The organism is Sorangium sp. So ce1036 (genome assembly GCF_051369805.1).
In the GTDB taxonomy this organism is placed as follows: Bacteria; Myxococcota_A; Polyangia; order Polyangiales; family Polyangiaceae; genus Sorangium; species Sorangium cellulosum_F.
Window position 1 is genome coordinate 9,570,370 of record NZ_JBBMOX010000001.1, and the last position, 23,410, is coordinate 9,593,779.

A 23,410-nucleotide genomic window follows, 5' to 3' on the forward strand; every position below is an offset into this window, starting at 1 on the left:
CTCACGGATCCCGGCCGGGCGCGAGATCCAGCGCCTCGATGGGCTCGCCCGGGCCGGGATCCCTCCCCTCGTCGGCGCCGCGCGCCGATGCGAACGGCTGTTGCCCGCGGATCCACGCGTCGGCGAGCGATTCCGGCCCCGAGAGGAGCAGGTGCACGGCCGCCGTCAGCTCGAGGGGGCGCATGTCGAGGCGGAAGAGCTCGGACAGGCTGAGCTGCAGACCGGCGCTGATGGCGTGGAACGCGCGGATGGGCTCCATGAACGAGCGCCCCCCCAGGCCGCGCGCCAGGTACGCGGCGCGCGCCTCGGGGTCCCGCAGCCTGGTCTCGCACTCTGCCGCATCGAGCGAGTTCATTCCTCGACAGGACAGCGGTCGAACCTCGTAGATCGAGCATCGCCCCGACGCCAGGAAAGGGCACGGGAGGTCCGGTGAGAACCGCTCCGCCGATGGCAGAGCTCGCGTCCTCTCGTGGCACGCGGACACATGATGGGCCACGCGCGCGAGCTCGGCGCCCGACAAGGTCGTCTTCAGGTGGTCGACGATCGCGAGCGCCTCCGGCGGCGTGAGCCCAACCGCCTGATGGCAACAATGGTCACAGCCCGCCCTGCACGCCACGGCGCCCCTGGGCGCGCGCGCCAGGAGCCCCTCGGCGAGCCGCGACGTGGCCGCCATCGCGTTCCGCGCCAGCTCGATCGCGCCATCCACGCTCGGCTCGCCGCGCAGGACGGCGTAGGCCGTGTTGGCCGCGGCCGTCGCGACGTCGTTCTGCCACGCCTCCCGGAACACCGGGCTCCTGAGCGCCACGCGCTCGTTCCCGCTCGCGGGATCGCGAAGGACCGTGAGATGCACGCGACCCGCGGCGTCCTTGTGGACGCGTCGCCCCTTCTTCCCGGCCGCGGGGCGAGCCGGGCGCGTCTTCGGGTTCCTCTGGTTCATGGTCGCCGGTTTCTGGAACGTGGCTGCTGCCCGAGCGGTCGACGAGGCAACAGATTATCACTCGATCCAGCCGTCCGCGAGACATCCGGGGCGCCGAGAGCGACCAAGGTTCTTCGCGCGAACACCTGATCGCTCGCGCACCGAGCTCACCAGGGCACACGCGCGGTCCAGCGCATCGGCCTCGGGCGGGAGCTGCTGCGCGCGATCGATCGCTGAGCGGCGCGGGCGCGCGGTTCGCCGTGGATTCCTGTAGAATGCCGGCCCGGATGGCGCTACGGGTTCTCACGCGCCACGAGGTCCGCCGATGAAGCTCGCGTTCGACAACACCTACGCCCGCCTTCCGGACCGCTTCTACGCGCGCGTCTCCCCCGCCCGGGTCCGCGCGCCGCGCGTCGTGAAGGTCAACCGCGCGCTCGCAGCGGAGCTCGGGCTCGACGCGGACCAGCTCGCCTCCGCGGAGGGGGCGGAGGTGCTCGCGGGCAACGCGCTGCCCGAGGGCGCCGAGCCGATCGCGCTCGCGTACGCGGGCCACCAGTTCGGCAGCTTCGTGGGTCAGCTCGGGGACGGCCGGGCCATCCTGCTCGGCGAGGTCGTCGGCAAGGACGGCAGGCGACGCGACATCCAGCTCAAGGGCGCCGGGCGGACGCCGTTCTCGCGCGGCGGGGACGGGCGCGCCGCGCTCGGGCCCGTGCTGCGCGAGTACGTCGTGAGCGAGGCCATGGCGGCGCTGGGCGTGCCGACGACGCGCGCGCTCGCCGCCGTGACGACGGGCGAGCCGGTCTATCGCGAGGAGGTGCTCCCCGGCGCGGTGCTCACGCGCGTGGCCGCGAGCCACCTCCGCGTGGGCACGTTCCAGTTCTTCGCCGCGCGGGACGACCGCGAGGCGCTCTCCACCCTCGCGTCGTACGCGCTCTCCCGGCACTACCCCGAGGCGATGGGCAGCGGCAACGACGCGCTGGCGCTGCTCGATCGCGTCATCGAGGCGCAGGCGAGCCTCGTCGCGCGCTGGCTCGGCGTCGGCTTCGTGCACGGCGTGATGAACACCGACAACACATCGATCTCCGGCGAGACCCTCGACTACGGGCCGTGCGCGTTCCTCGACGAGTACGATCCCGCGAAGAAGTTCAGCTCGATCGATCGGGGCGGCCGCTACGCCTTCGGGAACCAGCCGCGCATCGCCCAGTGGAACATGGCGCGGCTGGCCGAGGCGCTCTTGCCCCTCCTGGCCGACGACGAGCAGGAGGCCGTCCGCCTGGCGACCGAGCGCGTGCAGGGCTTCGCCCCCCTGTTCGTGGCGGCGCACGGGCGCGTGCTGCGGGCCAAGCTGGGGCTCGAGCGCGAGGAGGAGGGAGACCTCGCGCTCGCCGCCGATCTGCTGGAGCGCCTCGCGTCGAACGGCGTCGATTACACGGTCTTCTTTCGCCGGCTCTGCGCCGCCGCGGCCGACCCGGTCGCGGACGCGGACGTGGCCTCCCTGTTCGCGGAGCCCGGCGCCTACCGCGACTGGGCCGAGGCGTGGCGCCGGCGGCTCGCCAGGGAGGACGCCGCGCGCGGCGACGACGGGACGCGCGCGCGCGCGATGCGGCTCGTCAACCCGGCGTTCATCCCGCGCAACCACCGGATCGAGGCGCTCATCCAGGCGGCCGTCCTCCGTGAGGACTTCGCGCCCTTCGAGACGTTCGTGCGGGCGCTCGAGCGGCCGTACGACGATCAGCCGGAGCTCGCGCACCTGAGCGAGCCCCCGCTGCCGGACGAGCGCGTGCAAGCCACGTTCTGCGGGACGTGAGGGCCGCCCTTCACGGCCGGCAGCAGATGCCCCCCTCGCCGCAGAGCGCCCCGTCGCACGCCGTGAGCCAGCCGATCAGGCTCGACCCCTGCTCGCAGCCTGCGACGTAGAGGGATCCGTCACCGCGGTCCAGCAGCCTCTGTCCGCCGGCCTCGGTGCACTCTGCGAAGGTGAGCGACGGCGGGATCTCGCAGCAAATGCCCCCGTTGGCGTCGCCTTCGGCCTCGAGCGTGCCTTTCAGAGCACGACTGCCCGGACATTCATCGTCGCGTGACAGATCCACGTTCGGATCGCCGAGCCGTCGTGGGGTCCCCACGAGGCCAACAGGCGCCCCTCCGAGCTCTGCACACTCTTCCAGCGTCAACGATTGGTCTGGCTGCGATTCCTCCGAAACGTCGCTACCCAATGCACCCAGATCGGGATCCTGCGGTACCTCGGACGTGCAGCCCGCGCTGGAGAGGATCGCGAAGCACCATGACGCAACGAATTTCGATGAGAGTTGGTGTGCCATGCCAGGAGTAAAGCATAACTCGTGCCTGGCAGGTCGATCGATCTCCGGGCTCCCGCGGCGGCAGGGCAGCGTCGCGGTTGCGCCATCATGAGCCACCCCCTGCCCTCGGTGCCAACCTCGAAGAGGACCGGGGCGCGCGCGTCGCTCGCGGCGGCGGAGAGCCGCGCCTCGCGGGTGAGGCGGCCGCGTGCGCCGCGGCCGCGCGCGGCAGCAGCAGCGCCACCGGGACGCGCCGCCAGGCCGCGACCGTCTCGCGAAGCGCGCTTCGTTGGATCGCGGCCCGTCAAGGCGAGCTATGGTTCACGTTCACCCCGGCGGCGGCGCCGGCGCGGGGCGCTCTCGCCCTGTGGAAAGGAGACCATGGTCAACGTTGGAGCAGAGGTCATCCCCGCAGCGAGCGCGCGCGATCTCTCGACGCTGCCAGGGCCGCGGAGGCTGCCCTTCCTCGGCAACCTGCTCGAGATCCGCCCGACCCAGCTCCACCTCACGCTCGAAGGCTGGAGCCGCACGTATGGAGATCTCTACACGTTCTGGCTCGGTCGCAGGCCGATCCTCGTCGTCAGCAACGTCGAGCTCGTCCAGCGCGTCCTCCGCGAGCGGCCAAAGGAGTTCCGGCGCTGGAGCACGCTGCAGGAGGTCATCGAGGAGATGGGCTTTGGCGGCGTCTTCTCCGCCGAGGGGGACCAGTGGACGCGGCAGCGGCGGCTCGTCATGAGCGCGTTCACCCCCGGGCAGCTTCGCGAGAGCCACGGCGTGATCTCGACGATCACCCGCCGGCTCCGGGAACGCTGGCGCGCGGCGGCCGCGCGGGGAGAGCCGGTCGACGCGCGGCGAGACCTGACCCATTACACGGTGGATGTCACCACCGCGGTGGCGTTCGGCATGGACATGAACCTCATCGAGCGCGGCGTGGACCCGTTATCGCACCAGATCGAGACGATCTTCGCGACGGTCAGCCGCCGCGCCTCCGCGCCTTTTCCTTACTGGCGGCATCTCAAGCTGCCCGCCGACCGGGCCGCGGAGCAGGCGCTCTCGGAGGTGCGCGGGCGGATGCTGGACATCATCCGGACGGCCCGCGCGGAGCTCGACAGGGACCCTGCGCGGGCCACGGCGCCCCGCTCGCTGCTGGAGGCGATGCTCGTGGCGCGCGACGCGGAGGACCCGAAGGCGCGGCTGTCGGACCAGGAGGTGCTCGGCAACGTGCTCACGCTGCTGTTCGCCGGGGAGGACACGACGGCCGACACGATGGCGTGGATGCTCCACTTCATGGCCCTGCGCCCGGACGTGCAGGCGCGGATGCGGGCCGAGGTCGACGCCGAGCTCGGCGACGCGGACCTGCCCGAGGGCCCGGAGCACGCGCAGCGGCTGCGGTATCTCGGGGCGGTCGCGCACGAGACGCTCCGCCTGAAGTCCGCCGCGCCGGTCCTGTTCCTCGAGGCGTGCGCGGACACGACGCTCGGCCCGGTGCGGCTCGCCGCGGGGGCGCGCATGATCGTGCTCATGCGGCAGGTCGGCCTCAAGGAGGAGAGCTTCCACGACGCGGCGTCCTTCGTGCCCGAGCGGTGGCTGACCCCACGGCCGGCGGGCGCCGGCAAGCACGACCCGCGCGCGGCGCTCGCCTTCGGCAGCGGCCCGCGCGTCTGCCCCGGCCGCGCGCTGTCGCTGATCGAGAGCGCCATGGTGGGCGCCATGGTCGCGCGCGACTTCGACGTGTCGCTCGCCGACCCGGGGCGGCCCGTGAAGGAGCTGTTCGGATTCACCATGAAGCCGGAAGGGCTGGTCGTCCGGTTCTCGCCCCGGCGCCGGTGACGTGCCGCGCGCCGCCCACGAGGCGGCCGGGCCGCCGGGAGGCGCTAGAGGGCACCGCGGGGAGAGGACGTCTGGACGACGGCCCTCGACGCGAGGTCGAGGAGGGCGCCGCCCTCCTCGCTTCGGGCGACCGCTGCCATGGCGCTCAGATCCTCCGACTGAAGATCGTCACATCGCTGCTCGTGGCGAGGATCAAGCTCTCGCCGGTCGGTGAGAACCCCCACGCGCGAACCTCGCGCGCCGCGGCGACCTTCGTGAACTCGACAGACCGACCGGCGCGCGTCTCGTAGATCCACGACCCTGGCGACACGAGCAGGAGCGACTCCTCGGGCCAGTCCAGCGCGAGGCGTTCGGCCTTCCAGCCGTCCGGCGTCCAGAGCGCGAGCCCACCGCCGGCGAGGCCGGAGGTGCGCACGGCCTGGCCCGCCAGCGGACCGATCCCTTCCGCCTCGAGCTCCTGCGTGTTCTGCCAGTCGTCCTCACCAGGCTCGGGCACGGAGGCATCGCGGGCGACGCGCTGCCCGGTGAGGCAGTCGAAGACCCCGCGACCGGCGTGCGAGACGACGAGCAAGAGATCCGACCCGCGGCCGAAGCCCACGTCGGTGAGGCCGCCGACCGCGTACGCAGCACGCCGATGCCAGGGGACGGGCGGATCCTGCGCCGGCGCAGCGCGCACGCGGCCGATCATGGGGCGAAGGTGGTCGGGTACGGTACGCATGGCTCGAAGTGAAGGTGCCGCTCCCCCGGGCGGGCCAGCTCCTCGAGGCCCAGGTTACGGCGCGCACGACGCGCGGCGCACCCTTCGCGGGGGCATCGCTAGGGCAGATTGGCAGAAGAGACCTCCCAGGTCCTGTCGCTGCAGAAGGGGCAGCTCGCGCCGACGAGCATGCCCTTGCCGGTGGCCGATTCGTCGCCCTTGAGCCACCAGTTGAGCCACGCCAGGTTGACCTTGGTGAACTCGCCGCCGTTCCGAGCCCACAGATCGCCCCCATGGTCCGCGCCGACCTTGGCGAACATCATGACCGGGATATCCCCCAGGGCGGCGATGTGCTCGAAGTCTCTCGCGCCGTTCTCGTGCGCGCCCAGGCTGTCCGCGGTGCCGGTGACGATCAATACGGGTGTGTGGATCGAGTCGTAGAAGGCCTGATCCGGCGAGAAGGTGCCGCTGCTCGTGTGTCCCCAGGTCGTCATCCTGGGATCCGCGGCGGTCCCCGCCGCCATCAAGCCGCCGCAGGAGAAGCCGTTCGCGGCGACCTTCGTGGTCTCGATGCTCTGGTAGTAGGCGCTGCAAGGCTTCTCGTTCTCGGCGATCACCCAGTCGACGTAGGCGAGCAGCACGTCGCCTCCGCCGCCGAGCTCGCGGTTGGGCTCCTTGCTCTCCGGTGTCCCGTCCGCCACCACGAAGTAGCCATGCGAGGCAATCTCGGCCATGGCCGCTTCATTCGCGAGCCCGTCTCGCGAGCATCCGCCCTGCCCCCAGACGAAGATCGGATACTTGGCGCCCCCGCCGAGATCCGCCGGACGAAAGATGGTGCCCTGGTTGATGCCCGGGTCTGAGTTCGTCTCGACGACGACCTCATGAGGGCCGCTCCCCGACACGGTTCGACCAGCCGGTCGTGACTCGGTGCACGTGCCGGTAAAGCCGCCGCCGTCGCCGCCCGAGCCTCCGCTCCCGTCCGCCATTTCCCCGCCGCCGCCACCGCCGCCGCCGGCAGGCGCTCCTCCGCTCGCGCCGCCGCCCGAGCCGGAGGGCTCAGCCCCTCCGGTCGTGCTCTGTGAGCTCCCCGAGCCCGTGGGCAGCGGCCCTCCGGTGGTAGCGCCCGCCTGCTCGCCGCCCGCTCCGCTCACGCTCCCTGCCGCGTCCGCCGGGGCTCCGCCGCTCCCCCCGAGGTCGCCGTCGTTCGAGCCGCTGCAAGCGCCGATGATCATGCCCAGGGCGGCCCAGGTGAACGCCCAAGTTGATTTACCTCTCATATCGACTCCATAATAGAATGAGCGAAGAAAGTGACTCTGTTCGCACGACGAATCTCGATTGCGACTCGGATGCGGCAGCGTCCGGCCCGGCGCTGCCCCGGCGAGGTCGCGCCGCGCCATCACGACGCGGCGCGAGCGCAGGGTTGCCTGCGAGCTTCATCGAAGCAGATCGCCGATCGCGGCGTACCAGACGTTCGCCATGCGCGCGAAGCCGGCCTGGTTCGGGTGCACCCCGTCCGGGAGCTCCGACGTCGGGAACCCGGTGTGCATGTCCACCAGCATCACGTGATGTCCCGCCGACGCCCGGGCCTCGACGACCGCATCCAGCGCGTCGTTGTACCTGATCACCGCCGCGTCGGAGAAGCTGACCGGGATGAGCTTCGCCACGACGACGAGCGCGTCAGGGGCCGCCGCGACGAGCTTGTCCAGGAGCGCTCCCAGCCGCTGCGGCGCCGTGGCGAGGTCATCGTTCTGGATCACATCATTGGTCCCCGCCATCAGCAGAACGATGTGCGCGCCGCTCTGCAATGCAGGGTTCGGCACCAGCCCCGCGATCTGATTGATCCTCCACCCGCTGTGCCCCTCATGATTCCGCGGGAACGCGACGCCGTCGACCATCGCCGGCCCGTTCAGGAGAGATCCAACGAACGTGATGTTCTGGCCCGCGGCCCGCGCCTTCTTGAACAGATCGATCCGGTAACCGCCACCCCCCTGCACCCCGACCCCGTCGGTGATGGAGTCGCCGAGCGGCAGGATCTTGCAAGGTTCCCCGTTCGTCGGACACGGCGTGAACCCGCCGGCGCCCCCCGCTCCTCCCGCGCCGTCGCCGCCCTGCCCACCTGCGCCGGAAGAGCCACCGCCGTCGCCGCCGTGCCCACCGGCGCCGGCGCTGCCGCCGCCGTCGCCCCCGCCCGAGCCCGTGGGCTCGCCCGTCGTGGCGCCGCCTCCGCCGCTCCCGCCCGTCGCGACGCCGGTCGTCATCCCCCCGCCCGCCGCGTCTCCGCCCGTCGCGACCCCGGTTGTCGCACCCCCGCCCGTCGCGCCGCCGCTCGTCGTGCCCCCGGCTGCGTCACCGCCGCTCGTCACGCCCGACGCGGCACCCCCGCCCGCCCCAGGGTTGGTCGGCCCAGCGCCTCCCGGCTCGTCGGCGCATCCGCTGACCAGCGCCACCAGGGAGACGGCCACCCCCAGCACAGCCCACGCCGAGCTCCGCGGACCGCAGAGCTCCGTACCCCGCCGTCGATGCGACATTCGCCACGAAAAAACTGTTTGAGCCAATTTCATCGCGCTCCCTGTGGTCACGAGCAGCACGAGGCCCGATCACTGCGTCCCCCAGGCTCATCCCGGGGTCATCGCGGAGGGGCCGGAGCGCATGCGGCCACAGAAGGGTCCCGCCGGAGCGCAGGCCCCGTGGGCGATGACCCCGGGACGAGCTTGGGTGACAACGTACTGGCCGAGCCCGACGTGCGACGGTGCCAGCCCTCACTCGAAAGGAAGATGGTCCAGCTTCAACAGCCGCTCGGACCGATTTCCCGCGAACGGCAGGCAAAGGTCGTGCACGCTATCGACGCCATCGATTCGGTGTCATGGAACACTCGATATTTATCCAATCTTGCCATCCTCCCGTGGTGCTGACGGGGCACATGGACACGGGTCTTCAGGCGCCCACGGACCCCGGCGGCACGCCGTCGATCGCCGTCGATCTCCGTCGATCGCCGAAGCAGAAGGATGCCCCTTCAGGTCAATGTGAGCGCTCACATTCCGGATGTCAATTCCAATCGACCGGCCCGCGGCTGTGCTGGTGCCCGAGAGAGAGGACGAGGCTGGCGGGTCTCCTTCGGCGCGCCGCGTCGATCGCGGGTTCGCTCGAAGCGCCGCGTTCAGAGGGGTGGGCGCAGGATCGCGATCCTCGCCGGCCCGCGCGACTGACGCGGAGGCGATGTGGTCGTCGACGCGTGTGTACGTTCACAACTGGGTTGCACATCCGCCTTGAGCTGCCGGCACGACGTCGTCGCGGAAGCCACCGCGGGATCCCCTGCGCGCCCGTCTACTCGTCCTCGTCCTCTTCCTCTTCGTCGCCTCCCGCGGTGTCCGGGGCCTCGCGCTCGAGCTGCTCGGTGATGGTCTTCACCTGGACCTCCGCGGCATGAATCTTCTGGCGGCAAAGCATCACCAGATCCGCGGCCTCCTTCACGAGCGCGGAGAGCTCATCGATGTCCACCTGGCCTTCCTCGATGGCCTGCAAGATCTCCTCGAGGCGCGACGAGGCCTCGCCATACGAGAGCTCCTTCGTGGCGCGCTCGGGCCTCGCCTTGCCCCGGTCGGACAGCTCCTCCGTCGCGCGCTTCGGTCTTGCCATGGCTCTATTTCCCCTCTGACCCGTCCGAGCGGAGGCGCAGCACGCCCCGCTTCAGCTCGGCCGTGAGCGTCGTCCCCCGGGGCGCGCGGGCCGCATCGGTGAGCACCGCGCCTGCCTCCGTGCGCAGGATCGCGTAGCCCCGCTCCACCACGCGCCGCGGGTCGAGGAGGCGCAGGCGCCGCTCGCGCGACGCGACGCGCTCGGACTCGAGCGCGAGCCTCCGGGAGGAGCGCGGGCCGAGGAGCGAGGCCATCTCGTCGACGTGATGCGAGGCGGCGTCGAGATCGCGGCGCGCTCCCTGGCGAAGCTGGCGGACGGCTTCCTTGAGCTGGCCCGCTCGGCGCGCGACGAGCAGCGACGCGGCGCGCGGGACCCGGGCCGCACGGCGGGTGAGATCGGACGAGGCGGTCCGGAGGATCCGCTGGCCCTGGTCGAGGATCCTCCGGAGGGACGATTCGACCGCATCCCGCGCGTCCGAGACCCGCTGGACGAGGGACGCGGCCGCGGCGGTCGGGGTCTTTTCGCGCCAGCCCACGAAGTCGAGCGCGGAGATGTCCCGCTCGTGGCCGATCCCGACCACCACGGGGAGCGGGAAGGTGGCGACGGCCCGGGCGATCGGCTCCGAGTCGAGCCAGGCGAGGTCGGTGCGTGAGCCGCCGCCGCGGCAGATCAGCAGCACGTCGAGCTCCGCGGCATGCGCGCGGAACCAGTCGAGGGCGTTCAGGACCGACGGCTCCGTCTGCCGCCCCTGGACACGCACGCCGTGCGCCACGACGCGGAACGCGAAGCCTGACTCCTTGAACGTGCTGAGCACGTCGTTGTAGGCGTCCGAGCCCAGGCTGGTCACCAGGCCCACGCGGAGGGGCAGCGCGGGGAAGGGCAGCGAGCGGTTCCGGTCGAGGAGCCCTTCCTCGGCGAGCCGGCGGCGGATCTCCTCCCTGCGCCGGGCGGCCTCGCCGAGCGTGTAGCCGACGTCGAGATCCTCGATCAGGAAGCGGTACGAGCCCCACGGGACGTACAGCTCCACGCGCCCGCGCACGCGGACCTGGATCTCGTCCTCGAGCCGGAACGGGTTGCCCGCCGCGGCGAGCCGCCGCTCGATCTCATCGCGCGCGCGCTCGAAGAGGGTCGCCTTGATCTCGGCGATCGCCTTCCCCTGCGCGTCGCGCTCGACGAGCTCGAAGCCGACGGTGCTCCTGTGGGCGGCCCGGTTGTACCCGCAGACCTCCCCCACCAGCCAGATCGAGGCAGGAAACGCGGCCTCGATCGCGGCGCGAACCTGCCCGTTGAGCTGCGAGACCGTGAGGTCGGACGCGGCCGCCGCCGGGCTCGGCCGCGTGTCACGATCGCGCGGAGCCTCGAATCGGAGGGGCTCGACGGCGCGGGCCGGCGTGGCGCGCGCTTCGTCGAGGGCGAGGGCGCCGCCGCGCTCCCGGTAGAGGCGCAGCGTCGCCTCGCAGAAGCCGAACCCCTCGGGGTGCAGCCTGTCCACCACCGCGACGACGTGCGCCTCCGGGACCCACCAGGCCTTCTGCTCGGGATTCCAGCGGCGGGCCGGGAGCGTTTTCACGACCTCCACCAGCCTGCGCTCGAAGGCGAAATGGATCTGGAGGGTCCCGATCCCGTCGCGGGTGACCCGGCGGCTCATCGCGCCACTCTATCATCGCGGGCATCGCGGGCGGAAGCGCGGGCGGGGATCGCGGGCGAGCGACGTGGGCCGGCATCGCGGGCGAGCGGCGTGGGCCGGCATCGGCTCACTCCCCAGGCGACCAAGGATCTCACGCGACCGACAACGATTTCACACCATCTGATCCAGCTACCCGTAAGTGCTTGTCGATCGATGTGGCATTACGGATACAGATCGACGATCGTGGCCCCTTTCATTGGTTCTACGAATCGCACCTTCGCGCCGAGAAATGGTGGCCCATGCTGCGATGATGGATTAGCGTTGCCCACCGATGCACAACCGCTCTGACCAGTTCGCGAAGAGCTTGCTGCGCGACGGGCTGAGCCTCGTCTCGGCGGCGGAGACCGAGGTCGAGGTGCTGGCAGCGACGCAGAAGATCGATGTCTACAGCGTGCCTGATCCGGCACGGGAGGCCCAGCGTCGCGGGATGGGCCTGCTCGGCGAGCTCTCGACAGCGCCGAGCCTGTTCGAGCCGTTCCGCAACACACCAAGCCTCCGGCACGTCCGGCGGTGTCTGCGCAAGCAGCTCACCTGGCATCACGAGCTCGAGCGCCGCGCCCGGGCTGCCGCCGGCACGATGGCGCCGGACGAGGACGCCGACAGGGCGCCGCAGCCGGCGGTGGACTTCCCTGCCCTGGTCGTCATCGGCCCGGGGCGTCCCGAGACGGTGCTCGACGCCTACCGGTGCGAGCCGGAGCAGGCTGGCGTCTACCAGGCCGTGCCGGGCCTGGCGATGCGCGTGGTGGTGCTCGCCGAGCTGCCCCGGACGCACGCGACCCTGCTGCTGCGGCTGCTCGGCTCAGGCCGCCTCCTGCGCGAGGCGCTCGCCGATCTGGCGGCGCTGCCGGACGAGGCCTGGGAGAAGGGCATCGCCCAGCCGTTGCTGGTACACTTCCGGCTCACGAGCCAGGAGCCGACGATCGACGAGGAGGACGAGGTGAGCGCAGAGATCCGGGCATGGTTCGAGGAGTACGAGCGGAAGCTTCGGGCCGAGGAGCGGACGGAAGGCCGCAGGGAAGGCCGTAATGAGGAGGCGGCGCGTGCCGTGCTGACCGCGCTCCGGGTTCGCGGCATCGCCGTGCCGGACGTCGCGCGGGAGCGCATCCTGGCCGAGAAGGATCCGGAGATGCTGGAACGGTGGCATGAACGAGCCATCGTCGCCGCGTCGCTCGCCGAGGTGCTCGACGGGCTGAGCTGAGCGGGGCCGGCCGAAAACGGGCGGAGATGGGTGCCACCTATCCTGGGTTGGAGGCTGTTAATAGCCACCCCGATCCGCAGCTTTCTGCCCGTCACCTCGTAACGCCGCTCGAGGCGCCTCGACCATGTACGGCTCGAACCACCCGCTGTGTGAAGCAGTGCATTCCGCAGGATCAGGTCACGCTTTGACCGGCGAGCGCGTCGACGTCGACCGTCGGCGGACGCGCCTGCCTCAACCGATCGAGGTCCACCGAATACTCCGCCTGGAACCGCTCGAACCTCGAAGGATGGCACGTCAGCAGGATAATCTGTAGCTCGCTCGATGCGTCCCGGAGGATCTGCACCATCGACAAGAAACGCCGGTCATCGGTCCATCCCATTGTATCATCGAGAATGAGCGGGAGAGGCCTGTTGTCCGTGGCCATCACCCGCGCGAGGGCCAGTCGCACGATCACCGAGAGTTGCTCGCGGGTGCCACCGGAGAGCTGTTCGAAGTTCTCCTCTGCGCCGCGACGCACGACTTTGTCGAGCCTGAGCTCGCGCGTCATCCGGATCTCCGTCCCGGGGCGCAGTTTGGTGAGGTACGGCGCCGCTTCCTTCAAGACGGGCGCGAGGAAGAGCCGCTGCGAGTCCGCGTACGCTTCCTCAACGACCTGGGCCAGAAGTCGTGCTGCGCCGGCCTCCCGCTCAATCCGCGCAAGCGCTTCGGCGGCCTCGGCCTGCTCCGCCCGCGCCTCCGCGAGCTCCTCAAACCGCCCCTCAACGGCAGCCTTATTGAGCAGTGTCTTGAGCCGCAGCGACTCATCGTTGAGCTGGGCCACGCTCTTCCGCCAGGAAGCGAGCGCGCCCGCGGCGCGCACGACCTCGCCTTCAAGCAGCTTCGGCGTTGCTTCGTTCAGGTCGGCAGTCGCCTTCCGAGCGCTTTCCCGCGCGTTATCTCTCGCGAAGAGGGCGTCCGCATGGCGGGTCGAAAGATCTGTGTCTGTCTCGATTTCACGTCCCGCGGCGAGCTTTTCGGCGATCGCCTCACTCCGCTCCACCCTGGTCTTGCGCTCGCCGCGCGCCTCGCGGAGCGACCCGAGATGGGCATCGCGCGCACGTTCCGCCTGGTCGGCGGCATCAGCCGCCGCCTCGGCGCTCGCTTGCGCTGCCCGAGACTGCACGTCGCGCCGCTTCACGGCCGCCTCGAGCCCGGCTATCGCTTCGTCTCCCTCCATTTCGCTGCGCTCGGCGGAGCCCGGCTCCACGACGCCACCGAGCGCCGCGACCTGCGCCCGCAGCGCATCGATCCCGTCAGGCGCCAAGCTCCGCAGATGCCTTCCGCGTGCCGCAATTTGCTCGCTCAGCTTCAGGCCGGCCTTGTAGCGCTTCTTCGCGGCATCCAGGTCGGCGGCGCCCACGCTGGCCAGCAAATCGCGGAAGCGTTGCTCGACCCCCTCGACGTCGAGCCCACCGCCGAGTTCGCCGGGGAGGATCTCCCAGACGATTCCGGCGACCGCCTCGGGACGGGTCGCTTCGGACACCGCCCACTCCCGTACTGTCCCCGCGGCGACCGGCCCCTCGACTGCACGCACCCGGGCACGCAATCTCCCGACCTCGGCCTCACAGTCCCGGAGCTCCCGCTCGCTCCTTTTGAGTCGAGTGAGCGCCTCCTTGGTGACGCACTCCTGCGCGAGCGCGACCTCGATCCGCGCGTGACGCGCGAACGCCCTCTTCGCCTCTGCAAGGGACTCTTCCAGCGCGCGGCTCCGCTTACGGACCTTCTCCACATCGGCACGAAGTGCCGAAACCCCTTGAGGCGCGATTTCTTTCAGACGGTCATCGGCCCGCTTTCGCTCCTCGTCGATGCGCGCCCACCCGCGCGCCGCCTCCGCCGCTTCCTTCATGGTACGAAGCCCGAGCGCCGCGAGGGATGCTTCGAGCTCGCCCTCGGCTCGTGCGAGCTTGGCGCGCGATTTCGCGAGGTCCTCCCCACGCGGCTCGAATCTGAGCTCGGCGACCCCCTCAACGAGGACCCTCGTTGCCTGCGTTACGGTGAGCGGCACGTTCTGCCCCGCGACCACGGCCTCAGGCCCTGTTGCGCCTCCGACACGAAGCCGCAGGTCCGTGAGCGCCACAATCTCTATCTGCGTGCCCATGGCATCGCTGGTCGCGCGTAGGACTGCCACCTCCTGCTCCTTGTCCCGCAACCCCTGGATCACCTCCTCATTCACGCGATTGGAGGCGAGCTCGCGCTCGCACTGTTCGCGCACTTGGTCCGCTTTGGCGGCCTCGTCGAGCGCGGCCTCGAGGCGCATTCGCTCGGCCTGGATCGCGAGCACCTTCTGCTCGAGCGCTTCCAGCCCCTTGGGCGCCAGCTCCTGCTTCCGCGCGCTGAGCGTCTGCGCTTCGTTCTCGGCCTCGGCGCGCGCCGCGTAGCGGTCTCGGGCTGCTTGCACGTCGGCGACGCCGAGTGACGTTAGAGCCTCCTCGATCTTGGCCCGCTTCTTCCCCGCGTCGACCACCGCCTGCGCGAGCCCGGGCCGCGCGGGCTCGATCTCCAGGACACCGAGCCCCGGGACGACGATCGTCGAAGCACTAGACACGGATCTGACGATCGGATCCCCCTCCGGTGGATACACGATGACCCGAGTGCCCTCCGCATCGCGCTGCGCGCGCAGGCTGGCGGCCTTCCCGGCCAGGCTCTCGAGCTGCTCGAACAAGCGCTCGTCAAGAGTCTCGGCGGCCTTCTGCCGCACCGCCTGGTCGAGCTCGCCGGCAGCCTCCTCGGCCCTGGCCAACGCCCGGCAGAGTCGGATGGCCGCCATGTGTCGACGGGCCTGGTCGAGCCGAGCGGCCTCGGCATCGAAGGCCTCGCGAGCGGAGATTGCCGCAGTCCGCTCCTCGGTGGCCCGCTCACGCGCGTTCCGCGCCACCGTTGTCAGGTCCTCTAGGGTGTTCTCCAGTTCCGCGATGGCCTCGTCACTCTGCTTGATCTCGCCATCGAGCTTCGCGGCCTCGTCCGCCAGGCTTGCGCGCGTGGCGACGTCCTTCTGCACCGCGTCGAGCTCTGCCTCCGCCCTCGCAAGCCGAGACTCCGCCTCTCGCGCCACGCCCGCGAGCTGTTGCACCTGGCGCTCCGCAGTAAGCGCGGCTTCGTGCTCCGCCTCGAGGCCCGGAAGGAGACGGTTCTTCTCTAGCAGCTGCTCCGCCAGCGCAGAGTGCTGCGCCGCCAGGTCCTCGACCTCAGCAACCGCCCGCTCGATCTTCTTCACCCGCGCCTCGGCCGCTGCACGCCGCTCCTCGGCTTCCTTGTACTTTCCGGTCCTGGTGTTGTTGTTCCGTCGCGAGAAGAACTGGCTGGCGTGCTCGATCACCTGCGTCCGCACCCGCTCGCTGCGCCGTCCCCCCAGCACCTGCCCGACCTGGCGGCCGACCATGTCCGAGAGCGCCCCGCGTACGCCGTCATCCAGCCTCTCTCCGGGGTCGGAGTGGGCCGTCTCGTCCTGCGTTACCCACAGCAGGCCCCACAACCCCATGTCGTGCTTCGTTCCCCCGTGGCGACCGGCGCGGCGCCCCTCGAGCCGTGCCAGCAACAGATCCTCCGCCTCGTTACCCAGGTGCGGCGCGCCGCCCCCCGGCAGGTGCACCTCGATCAGCGGCTTTTCGAGGAAGCGCTTGTGCACCATGATCCGCTCTCCACCGATATCCAGCTCGACCCACATCTCGGGCGCGTTGCGCGTTCCATGCGTCTGTAGCGCCTTGATCTTCTGGTGCCTCACGTCGTGCCGCTCGAACAACGCAGAACGCAGCGCCTCGACGAGAGTAGATTTCCCTACCTCGTTACGGCCGCTTATCACGTTCAGCCCGCTGGAGAACGGGCCGAGATCGATTCGACCGGTGAGCGGACCGACGTCCTGCACCGACAGACGGATCAGCTTGACTCCGTGGTTCATGACGCCTCCTTGTGAAATCGATACAAGAGGCGGAGCGCTCGGGCGCGCTCCTCCGCCGAGCTCCCCTCGATCTCCCCGGTGAGCCGTGTCACTGCCTGTCCGAGCCATCCATCGGTGGGTAGGCTCGCCAGATCCTCGGCGCCGAGGAATGTGTAGAGCTTCTCGTCGCGCACCCGCACAAAGCGGAAGCGATCCCGGGCCTTATCGAGGATCTCGGCCTCCAGCCGGGCCCGGGTCGCAGCATCGAGCGTTCCCACCAGGGTCAGCTCGAGCAGCGTTGTGTCCTTACGCGACAACCCTTCGACGAAAAGCTGGAGCCCGGCGAGGTCTGCCTCCCCATCGAGAGTGAACTCGGCCTTCTTCCATTCGAGGCCGGCCACCACGCGCGGCGTGACCCTCGGCACCGCGCCGGGCCCATCGATCTCCACGACGAGCACCTTGCCTGGATCTTTCTCCTTGAAGCGCGTCGCCTCGGGCGTACCAGAATACCAGGTACGTTCATCGATAGGCAACACACCGTGCCAGTCGCCGAGGGCAAGGTAGTCCAGGCGTCCACGAGCCGCCCGATCGACAGGGATGGCATTGCGAATGGGCTCGTCCGGATCGACGAGTTGCTCAAGGAACTCCTTGATCCCGCCATGGGCGACGCCGATGCGGACGTGATCGGTGGGGCCAAGCTCGGGCGTAAGGTGTTCGGTCGTATCGCCGAGCGTGTGCCGCTCGAGGAGCGGGCAGCCGAGGAGCACGACGCCTTGACGAACGACCACCGGATTCTTGGAATCGAGGACGTGAACGTTTCGCGGGCATTCGCGAGCCCAGAGCTCGCTGCGGTAGAGCGCGTCTGGGGTGAGGGGATCGTGGTTCCCGGGAAGCAGATAAACCGGTACTGGGATCTCGGCCATCGCATCGAATGAGCGACGCAGGGTCTCCGGGCGGAGGCCGTGGTGCTCGAAAACGTCGCCGGCTACGATGACAAATTCGGCTTGCGATTCGTGCGCGACCGCCCCAATACGACGGAGCGTGGCAAAGCGCTCGTTGCGCACAACGGCGCCAGCGTCGCCAGAAATATAGTTGACGCGGAGACCGAGCTGCCAGTCGGCGGTATGTAGGAAGCGGGTGGAGGAGAGCATAGGTTGATCGAGGTTTCCGGATGAGGTTGCTGGGATAGCGCGCCGCAGCCCAGATAACGGCCTCTGGACCCCACTGGCGCGCTGAGGTGGCCCTACCCTAGGCGCCGACGCTCAGCCCTCACGCCGGTCACGCCTCGGTGAAGGTGGAACAGGGCGGTACCGATGCCCGCGTTGCGCATCCGGCGCGCACACCAGTCTGCCTTATCGAGATTGTGGGTTGTGAGCACGACCTGAGTGCCGCGATGCAGGACCAAGCCGCGCAGGACGTCGAGCAACGCTGCAACCCGCACGACATCCGCGGACTGGAACGGGTCATCCAGCACCAGCCCCGGCCAGCGGCTCCAGCCGCCGAGAGTGACGTGCAGCGCGAACAGGTAAGCCAGCGCCACGGCGTTCTGCTCCCCTTCGGACAGGGCCGTGGCGAGCGGGGAAGGCCCGTCGGTGACCTCCATTGCTCCGTAGTGGATGCCGTGAGTCAATCCCTGTCGGTTGCGCTGCGCGGACGGACGCCAGGGCAGTCCGGGCGCCAGCGCCTTCAGAAACGCGTCCCTGGGCCGTTCGATCCGCGGCAATAATCCGTCGTGCAGTGATCGGATTCCCCCGGCGAGGTTGGCTCGCATAGTGGAAATGGCTTTCTCCCGTCTCTCCCCCTCTTGGTGCGCCTCATGGGCGGCCTCCGCCCGTTCAGACAGCCACCCGGTCATTCGCTCGACCCAAGTCGAGAAGCTACCAGGATCGGGGCCCGCACCGCGCGGCGGGGCTCCCTCGGCGCGCACCGCCCGGGCAGTTCGCAGTTCACGCTCGGCTCGGGCGAGCTCCGTCCCCGCGCCGAACGCGTCGATTCGCGGCTTGGTGGCTGCGAGCGCGGCCCGGTGCGTGTCGAGCCGTGCTCGCGCTACCGTGACGCGCTGCTCGAGCGCCTCGACGGCGTCCGCGCACGGCTCGCCAGGGAGCTTTTGCATCCGCCAGCGGGCCCCGACGTCATCAAGGGTGCGCTGCAGCCGTATCAACGCAGCCTGCTGGGTGGTGTAGTTCGACTCGGCATCAGCGGCGCGCCGCGCGGCGGCTTCGCGGATCGCCCGCGCCTGGGCCAGCGCTTCATCGGCGGTCGCTTCGCTCGGAGCAGGAACCTCCGACTCCGCAGGATTCTGGGGTGCTCCGGTCTTCGAGATCGCCTCGTCTAGCAGGGCGCGGGCCGTATCGAGCGCTGCACCGGCAGCAGATACGGCGACTTCGGCTTCCGAACGACGAAGCGCGAGGGCCGTGGAGCCTCCAAGCTCCGCGGGATCGGGGAGCGATCTCGCCAGGCTCCGGATTTCGGAGGAGAGCGCAATGGGCTCTTCGACGAAAAGCCCCACCTGCCGCCGTACTCCGACCAGCGTCTGTTGCGCCTCGTCGACCGTTCTGTCGAGGTCCGCCAGGCGCCCTTGTGCCGCACGAAGCGCCGCACGAGCGGAATCCCTTTGACGCATCGCCTCATCGACGCAACGTTCCGCCGTCGTGACTTCACGATCCAGTGGCTCCAGATCAGGTGTTGACTGCGCGAGGATCGCTCGATCGAGCCGAGCAAGCAGCGCAGCGCCTGAGAATGAGGAATTGCACACGGGACATTCGGTGGCCTGCAGCGCATCGAAGGCGTGCGCAGTCAGGTGGCTTCTGATCGACCTGAGCAGGTCCAGCAGCGTGCCAGCTTCGCGCACCCGCTCGTCGCGGAGGGCTGTAGCGGCGTTCAATACATCCTGTGCGCGCAGGATCTCTGCGTCCGCGTCGCACGACGCTTTGCTGAGGATTTCGATGTGACTGCCAGCGCGAGCTTGGTCGACTTCGGCGATCGCTGCTGCGGCGGCGTCCGCCTGGTGTGCCAGTGCTTCCAGCGCCGCACGACGCGCTGCATCCTCAAGGTACCGTGCATGGGTGGTAGCCTCTGTCAGGCGCGCAGACGCCGTGTCAGCGGCGTAGCGAAGCCGAGGGAGGACGGCCCGGGCCTGGCTGCGCTCGGCGCGACGGACGTCTTCCTCTGCTCCCTTAAGTGCGTCGCGGGCCTGGGCGAGATCACGGGCCGCCTCCGTCGCGGCGCTGCTCTGCTTCCGCTCTGTCTCCTTGGCGGAGTTCCAGCAGTCCACGAGGTCCGCGGCGACCGCACGGCGCGCCTCCAGGGTCTCGATTTCCTGCACTCGTCTCGCGAGCGCGGACTCCAGGGCCGTAACGACGGCCAGCGCGGTAGGCCACGCCTCGCGCGGAACCCCCATCTCCTCCGCCAGGACCATCAGGTCGGCCTGCAGGGTGCGCGCATCTTCGGTGCCCGCGATTTCAGCTTGCTTTCGAGCCTCGTTCCACGCTCGAACTCGCTCGTTCCACTCCTGCTGTTCCGCATTTGCTCTGGTCAGCTCGTCCTTCAGCCGTTTGACCCGATCGGCGATGGCTCTGCCGAACAGCGTTGTTCCTTTAATCTCCTCTAGCGCCTTATTGAGCGTAGCGAGCCCCAGCGCTTGCGTCAGAGTACTCATCCCATCTTTCGGATCCATGTCGATAAGCCGGTCGCCCCAACCCTGTGGCAGAAAATGGGCGATATTGAAGAGCGCTTTCACGGATGCGGGGGAGAGCGCTTGATCGCGGGCGAGCAAGTCGCGGGCAGATGACGCTGCCCGCTCCCTACCGGACTCGAACGTCGAATTCGAGTGTGCCTCTAGAAGCAGGTCAAGGTTCGTTGACGCCAGATTTTGCTCTTGGCGAGCGAAGCTCTCTTTGAAGCAGGCTCGGAGCCGAACCGGTGATTTCACACTGCGTGGTTCGAGGGGGCGGTGTCGGAGCTCATCGAAGGAGAGCGGTCTCCCATGGCGCTGGAGTTCGCCGGTGAGGCAAAGGCGGAGGCCATCGACGAGGCTCGTCTTCCCGAGCCCGTTCGGTGCCGCGATGATGGTAACCTGCTCGAGAGCTCCCAGCGCAAGGGCAGGTCCGTTCCCCGTGGCGTCGCCGCTGTCGATCCCCCGCAGGCCGGAAACCTCAATGGCGTCCAGATAAAGATTCGGCCTGTGCTCCACCATCACCGGCCGTCCTTCTGCGCTGAGGTGTTGGTAGCTGCCCAGACCCAGAGCGCATCGACCGGATCGGCGAGAGGGACTTCGGGCGGTCCTGTGAGATCTGACACGGTCCCCTCGAAGCGCTTCCGGTTCGTACCATCGCCAAAGAGCGCGGCTCGGAAGGTTTCGAAATCTCGGTGATCGATCTTGGCTGCCGTGACGAGATCGACCTCGCCGATGCCGTCGGTGCCAGCATCAGACTCGAAATTCCATGGCGTACCGAGAAAGGTCTCATCGAAAAACGCCGTGAGCTCATCATCCCACCGTTGTGGATCTCGCGCGGGAAGCCAGCCGTTCTTGGGGCATACAGACGTGTCGCGCAGTGCCTCCTGGCGGAGCGCTTTCCAACCGGGATGCGTGCCAGCGCCCGCGGGAGCGATGAACCAGAGAACCAATTCATCGGCTTCTTCGATTTTCTTGAGCTGCGTGCGGACGACGAGGCTTGCGGTCTCGAGATCGCTTACTAGCTTTTTCACATCATAGTCATCGGGTGAGCCCAGCGCTGCAGGACCTTGCCCGCCCAGATCGACCAGCACAAGGACCGTCGGAACGGGGCTGCTGCCCTGCCGTAGCCGCATGACCGTGACGGTCTGGAAGGAAGGTGACGCCCCCAACGCATCGCGCGGAGTTAACCGTCGTACCTGTTCGGAGCCCATGCACTGCAGCCCCGACGTGGCAGCGATCTTGCTGTCAAGAAATTCGATCAGTCGTTGAAATGGCATAGATCTCGACACGCTGCTCATGGGGTCATTCCAGATGTAGAGATCTGAATTTCGTACTGCCGGATCAGCGCAGCACGGAGCGCTTTCCAGCCGTTTGCGGCCTGCTTTCTGGTGTCATCGTCGAGAGTAAAAACGATTCCGAGCTGGTGCTTCTCTCCCATCGTCGAGGCGAGCCCCCGCATGAAGAGGCGAGGGCTGCCGAGTGTGCGCGCCCTTGCGAGTTCGATCCGGTCACGACTCAGCCGGGTCAAGCCCAGAAGATTCGCGCTGCAGAAGGAACGTTCCCACTCGTTCGTGATGGGCAGGTCTCCATGCTCCGTGAGTCCATCTAGACCAAACACGACACCTTGTCCCTCTTGATGATATCTCACATTCAGATCTACGGCCGACTCATCGGCGAAGAGCTCAACGGACTCGAAGGTCGCCGAAAGGGCCAGGCCGAACAATAGTCCTTCAAGCAGGGTGCGACGCGACGCGGGCCCCAGGCGCACGCGAGCGAGATGCGCGCGGCGATTCACATTGTGGCCCGTCCGAGCATGTACCACCGCGCGGAGCAGATGGGCGTTGATCCGAGCGTGGTCGTAGTGCTCCTTTAACCAATCGAGCACTCCTTCGGCCCCTGTCCACAGTGGAAGCTCGAGCCCACGTATCTCTCCTTGTTGAAAGAGGGAATCAAGATCGGCCTTGGCTCGCTTGACCATCCATTCGTCGAGAGACGCCGAAAGTGTGTGAGTCCACGCTTCGAGCGACGCGCCGCCCGACCAGGTGTCGCCAGGATCGGGCACCTCGCCTCGACTTGGTTGGATTTTGTTAGGAAGGTCGTTGGTAACAGTCCGTTGGGATTCAGTAATGAGAAGGGGGCGGTTCTCGAGCGCACGCTGCCACTCGTTCTGGTCCGATACGTGCAGCGTGCCGACGCCATCATGGAGAAGAAGGCGGCAGATCAGATCGACGAAGTCTGGTGAAGTATCAAGGGAGCGATCCCAGTCTATGGCGATCATCCGTCGTTTGCCCGCGGGATTGTCGAGCGCTCCCCACCAGAACGTGGCATCAGTGTATTGACCGTCGGGCTCATCCGATGTGGCGCAGATTTGTCCATTGCGGATGCGCAGGAACACGTATCCATCGCAGGCTCTGGGCTGCTGGAGCACCTCGGCTACGCTGAGCTTTCGGTCGGCTCGCAGCCCCGCCACTATACGTGGCAGAGAGTTGAAACCGATAAGACACTCAATATCTTTGCGTCGCCCTATAAGATCTTTGTATTCCAGATCCAGAATCATCTTATCGTCTTCGTACAGGCGCCGCTCTAAGATCCTAATGCGCAACCCATCGGCGACAATGTAGAATGGGACGCGCAAATAGTCTGCATAAGTGCGAGCTTGCTGCAGCGCTGCCCTGAGCGCGTCTTGCCTTGGAAGAACACGTTTCACCTCAATGACAGCATAGGATTTTCCTGGCTTATTGGCAACATCGCGGCTGGGCGCAAGAACGTAATCCGGCTGAACCGAGTGCTCCTTCGATCCAAATTGAATCTTCAGCTCTGCCTCCACGAACCATTGGTCCTGGGGCCAGCCGAGACACCTGAGCAGTCGAGACACCAGCTTCTTGGATACCTCGGCCTCGTTCGGCTTCGGCTTCTTGTCGGGAGACAGGCTTCCCCAGATCGTGGTCCACTCGTCAACGAGCGCCCGCCAAGCGTCATCCGTATCAGGTGAAGGCTCAAAGCCCGGCGGAGCTGTTGCAGATCCAATCGTTCCGGCCAGGGGACCGCCAATAAGATGCGGGCTCGACAGACTCATCGAATCCGATGGTACACTCATCATCCGGGCTTCGTCGAGTCTCTCGCGTCCCCGCTCTCGTGTGGTCCGCGTAAACGACCAGGGCTGGCGCGGGCTAGCTGCTCACGTGGGCCTCTGCGGAGCAGATGCCCCTCTGCCCTTGCAGAAGTACCGCCCGCCCATCACGGCGCGCCATCCCCGCCCCGCTACTTACCTCCGGCTCGCCCGACCGCCCAGGACTGGTCACCACTCCCCTCCCCCCGCCGTCCACCTCGAAGCCACCGCGATTTTCGCTCAACCCCCTTCATCCGCCGCCCCTTCGTGCCCGCGGCGCCCTCCCGGCGGAACTCGACGACCTCACGCAGGCCTCCCTCCTCGGCATCTCTTGCAGCCTGCGCTCCCGCTCCGGCCGCCTCCGCCCATCCCCCGCTTTCCTCCCGCCGACGCCCTCCGCATCTGGCTCGCCGGTATCGCCTCACGACAGACATGAAACGACCGCGCAAGG

Annotated in this window: 15 protein-coding genes; 3 read left to right on the plus strand and 12 right to left on the minus strand. The window is 68.5% G+C overall.

Translation table 11 applies throughout. From position 1 onward, the window contains the following. Position 1: 1 nt before the first annotated feature. Positions 2-937, minus strand: coding sequence for a YkgJ family cysteine cluster protein (locus WMF31_RS36005; RefSeq protein WP_129344287.1), 936 nt, complete (start codon positions 935-937; stop codon positions 2-4). 304 nt (positions 938-1,241) lie between these two features. Between WMF31_RS36005 and WMF31_RS36010 the strand changes: the two genes are divergently transcribed. Next, entirely contained in the window at positions 1,242-2,723 is a 1,482-nt protein-coding gene (locus WMF31_RS36010) for a protein adenylyltransferase SelO (protein WP_436606279.1), read from the plus strand. A 10-nt stretch (positions 2,724-2,733) separates the two neighbouring features. On the opposite strand, the gene WMF31_RS36015 is transcribed toward WMF31_RS36010, so the two are convergent. Then, a complete protein-coding gene (locus WMF31_RS36015; protein WP_129344283.1) occupies positions 2,734-3,234 on the minus strand; it encodes a hypothetical protein in 501 nt (166 codons plus the stop codon). A gap of 360 nt (positions 3,235-3,594) precedes the next feature. Between WMF31_RS36015 and WMF31_RS36020 the strand changes: the two genes are divergently transcribed. Then, positions 3,595-5,043 carry a cytochrome P450 gene (locus WMF31_RS36020; RefSeq protein ID WP_436606280.1) on the plus strand — a complete coding sequence of 483 codons (1,449 nt, stop codon included), beginning with the start codon at positions 3,595-3,597 and terminating at the stop codon, positions 5,041-5,043. A 145-nt stretch (positions 5,044-5,188) separates the two neighbouring features. Here WMF31_RS36020 and WMF31_RS36025 read toward each other — a convergent pair whose 3' ends face one another. The 5 genes from WMF31_RS36025 to xseA all read right to left on the minus strand — a co-directional run bounded on the left by WMF31_RS36025 (position 5,189) and on the right by xseA (position 11,024). Then, positions 5,189-5,761 (minus strand): hypothetical protein, encoded by a 573-nt coding sequence (locus WMF31_RS36025; RefSeq protein WP_436606281.1) that lies wholly within the window; start codon positions 5,759-5,761, stop codon positions 5,189-5,191. A gap of 98 nt (positions 5,762-5,859) precedes the next feature. Then, complete coding sequence (locus WMF31_RS36030; RefSeq protein ID WP_436606282.1) at positions 5,860-7,017, minus strand: alpha/beta hydrolase family protein; 1,158 nt, start codon at positions 7,015-7,017, stop codon at positions 5,860-5,862. Between the two features lie 156 nt (positions 7,018-7,173). Further along, entirely contained in the window at positions 7,174-7,998 is an 825-nt protein-coding gene (locus WMF31_RS36035; protein WP_436606283.1) for an SGNH/GDSL hydrolase family protein, read from the minus strand. A 1,066-nt stretch (positions 7,999-9,064) separates the two neighbouring features. Then, entirely contained in the window at positions 9,065-9,376 is a 312-nt protein-coding gene (gene xseB, locus WMF31_RS36040; RefSeq protein WP_436606284.1) for an exodeoxyribonuclease VII small subunit, read from the minus strand. Positions 9,377-9,380: 4 nt separating this feature from the next. Beyond that, the gene (gene xseA, locus WMF31_RS36045) at positions 9,381-11,024 is read right to left on the minus strand and encodes an exodeoxyribonuclease VII large subunit (protein ID WP_436606285.1); all 1,644 of its coding nucleotides are present in this window, start codon (positions 11,022-11,024) and stop codon (positions 9,381-9,383) included. A gap of 310 nt (positions 11,025-11,334) precedes the next feature. Between xseA and WMF31_RS36050 the strand changes: the two genes are divergently transcribed. Then, positions 11,335-12,261: a hypothetical protein gene (locus WMF31_RS36050; protein WP_436606286.1), complete on the plus strand. Its 927-nt coding sequence runs from the start codon at positions 11,335-11,337 to the stop codon at positions 12,259-12,261. A 172-nt stretch (positions 12,262-12,433) separates the two neighbouring features. Here WMF31_RS36050 and WMF31_RS36055 read toward each other — a convergent pair whose 3' ends face one another. The 5 genes from WMF31_RS36055 to WMF31_RS36075 all read right to left on the minus strand — a co-directional run bounded on the left by WMF31_RS36055 (position 12,434) and on the right by WMF31_RS36075 (position 22,926). Beyond that, positions 12,434-16,195: an AAA family ATPase gene (locus tag WMF31_RS36055; RefSeq protein ID WP_436606287.1), complete on the minus strand. Its 3,762-nt coding sequence runs from the start codon at positions 16,193-16,195 to the stop codon at positions 12,434-12,436. Next, positions 16,192-17,325 (minus strand): metallophosphoesterase family protein, encoded by a 1,134-nt coding sequence (locus WMF31_RS36060; protein ID WP_436606288.1) that lies wholly within the window; start codon positions 17,323-17,325, stop codon positions 16,192-16,194. The genes WMF31_RS36055 and WMF31_RS36060 overlap by 4 nt, the downstream gene beginning before the upstream one ends. A 92-nt stretch (positions 17,326-17,417) precedes the next feature. Continuing rightward, entirely contained in the window at positions 17,418-20,369 is a 2,952-nt protein-coding gene (locus tag WMF31_RS36065) for an AAA family ATPase (RefSeq protein WP_436606289.1), read from the minus strand. After that, positions 20,369-21,148: a hypothetical protein gene (locus tag WMF31_RS36070; protein WP_436606290.1), complete on the minus strand. Its 780-nt coding sequence runs from the start codon at positions 21,146-21,148 to the stop codon at positions 20,369-20,371. The genes WMF31_RS36065 and WMF31_RS36070 overlap by 1 nt, the downstream gene beginning before the upstream one ends. After that, positions 21,145-22,926, minus strand: a complete 1,782-nt coding sequence (locus WMF31_RS36075; protein ID WP_436606291.1) for an ABC-three component system protein — start codon at positions 22,924-22,926, stop codon at positions 21,145-21,147. Before WMF31_RS36075 ends, WMF31_RS36070 begins: the two co-directional genes overlap by 4 nt. Positions 22,927-23,410 lie beyond the last annotated feature (484 nt).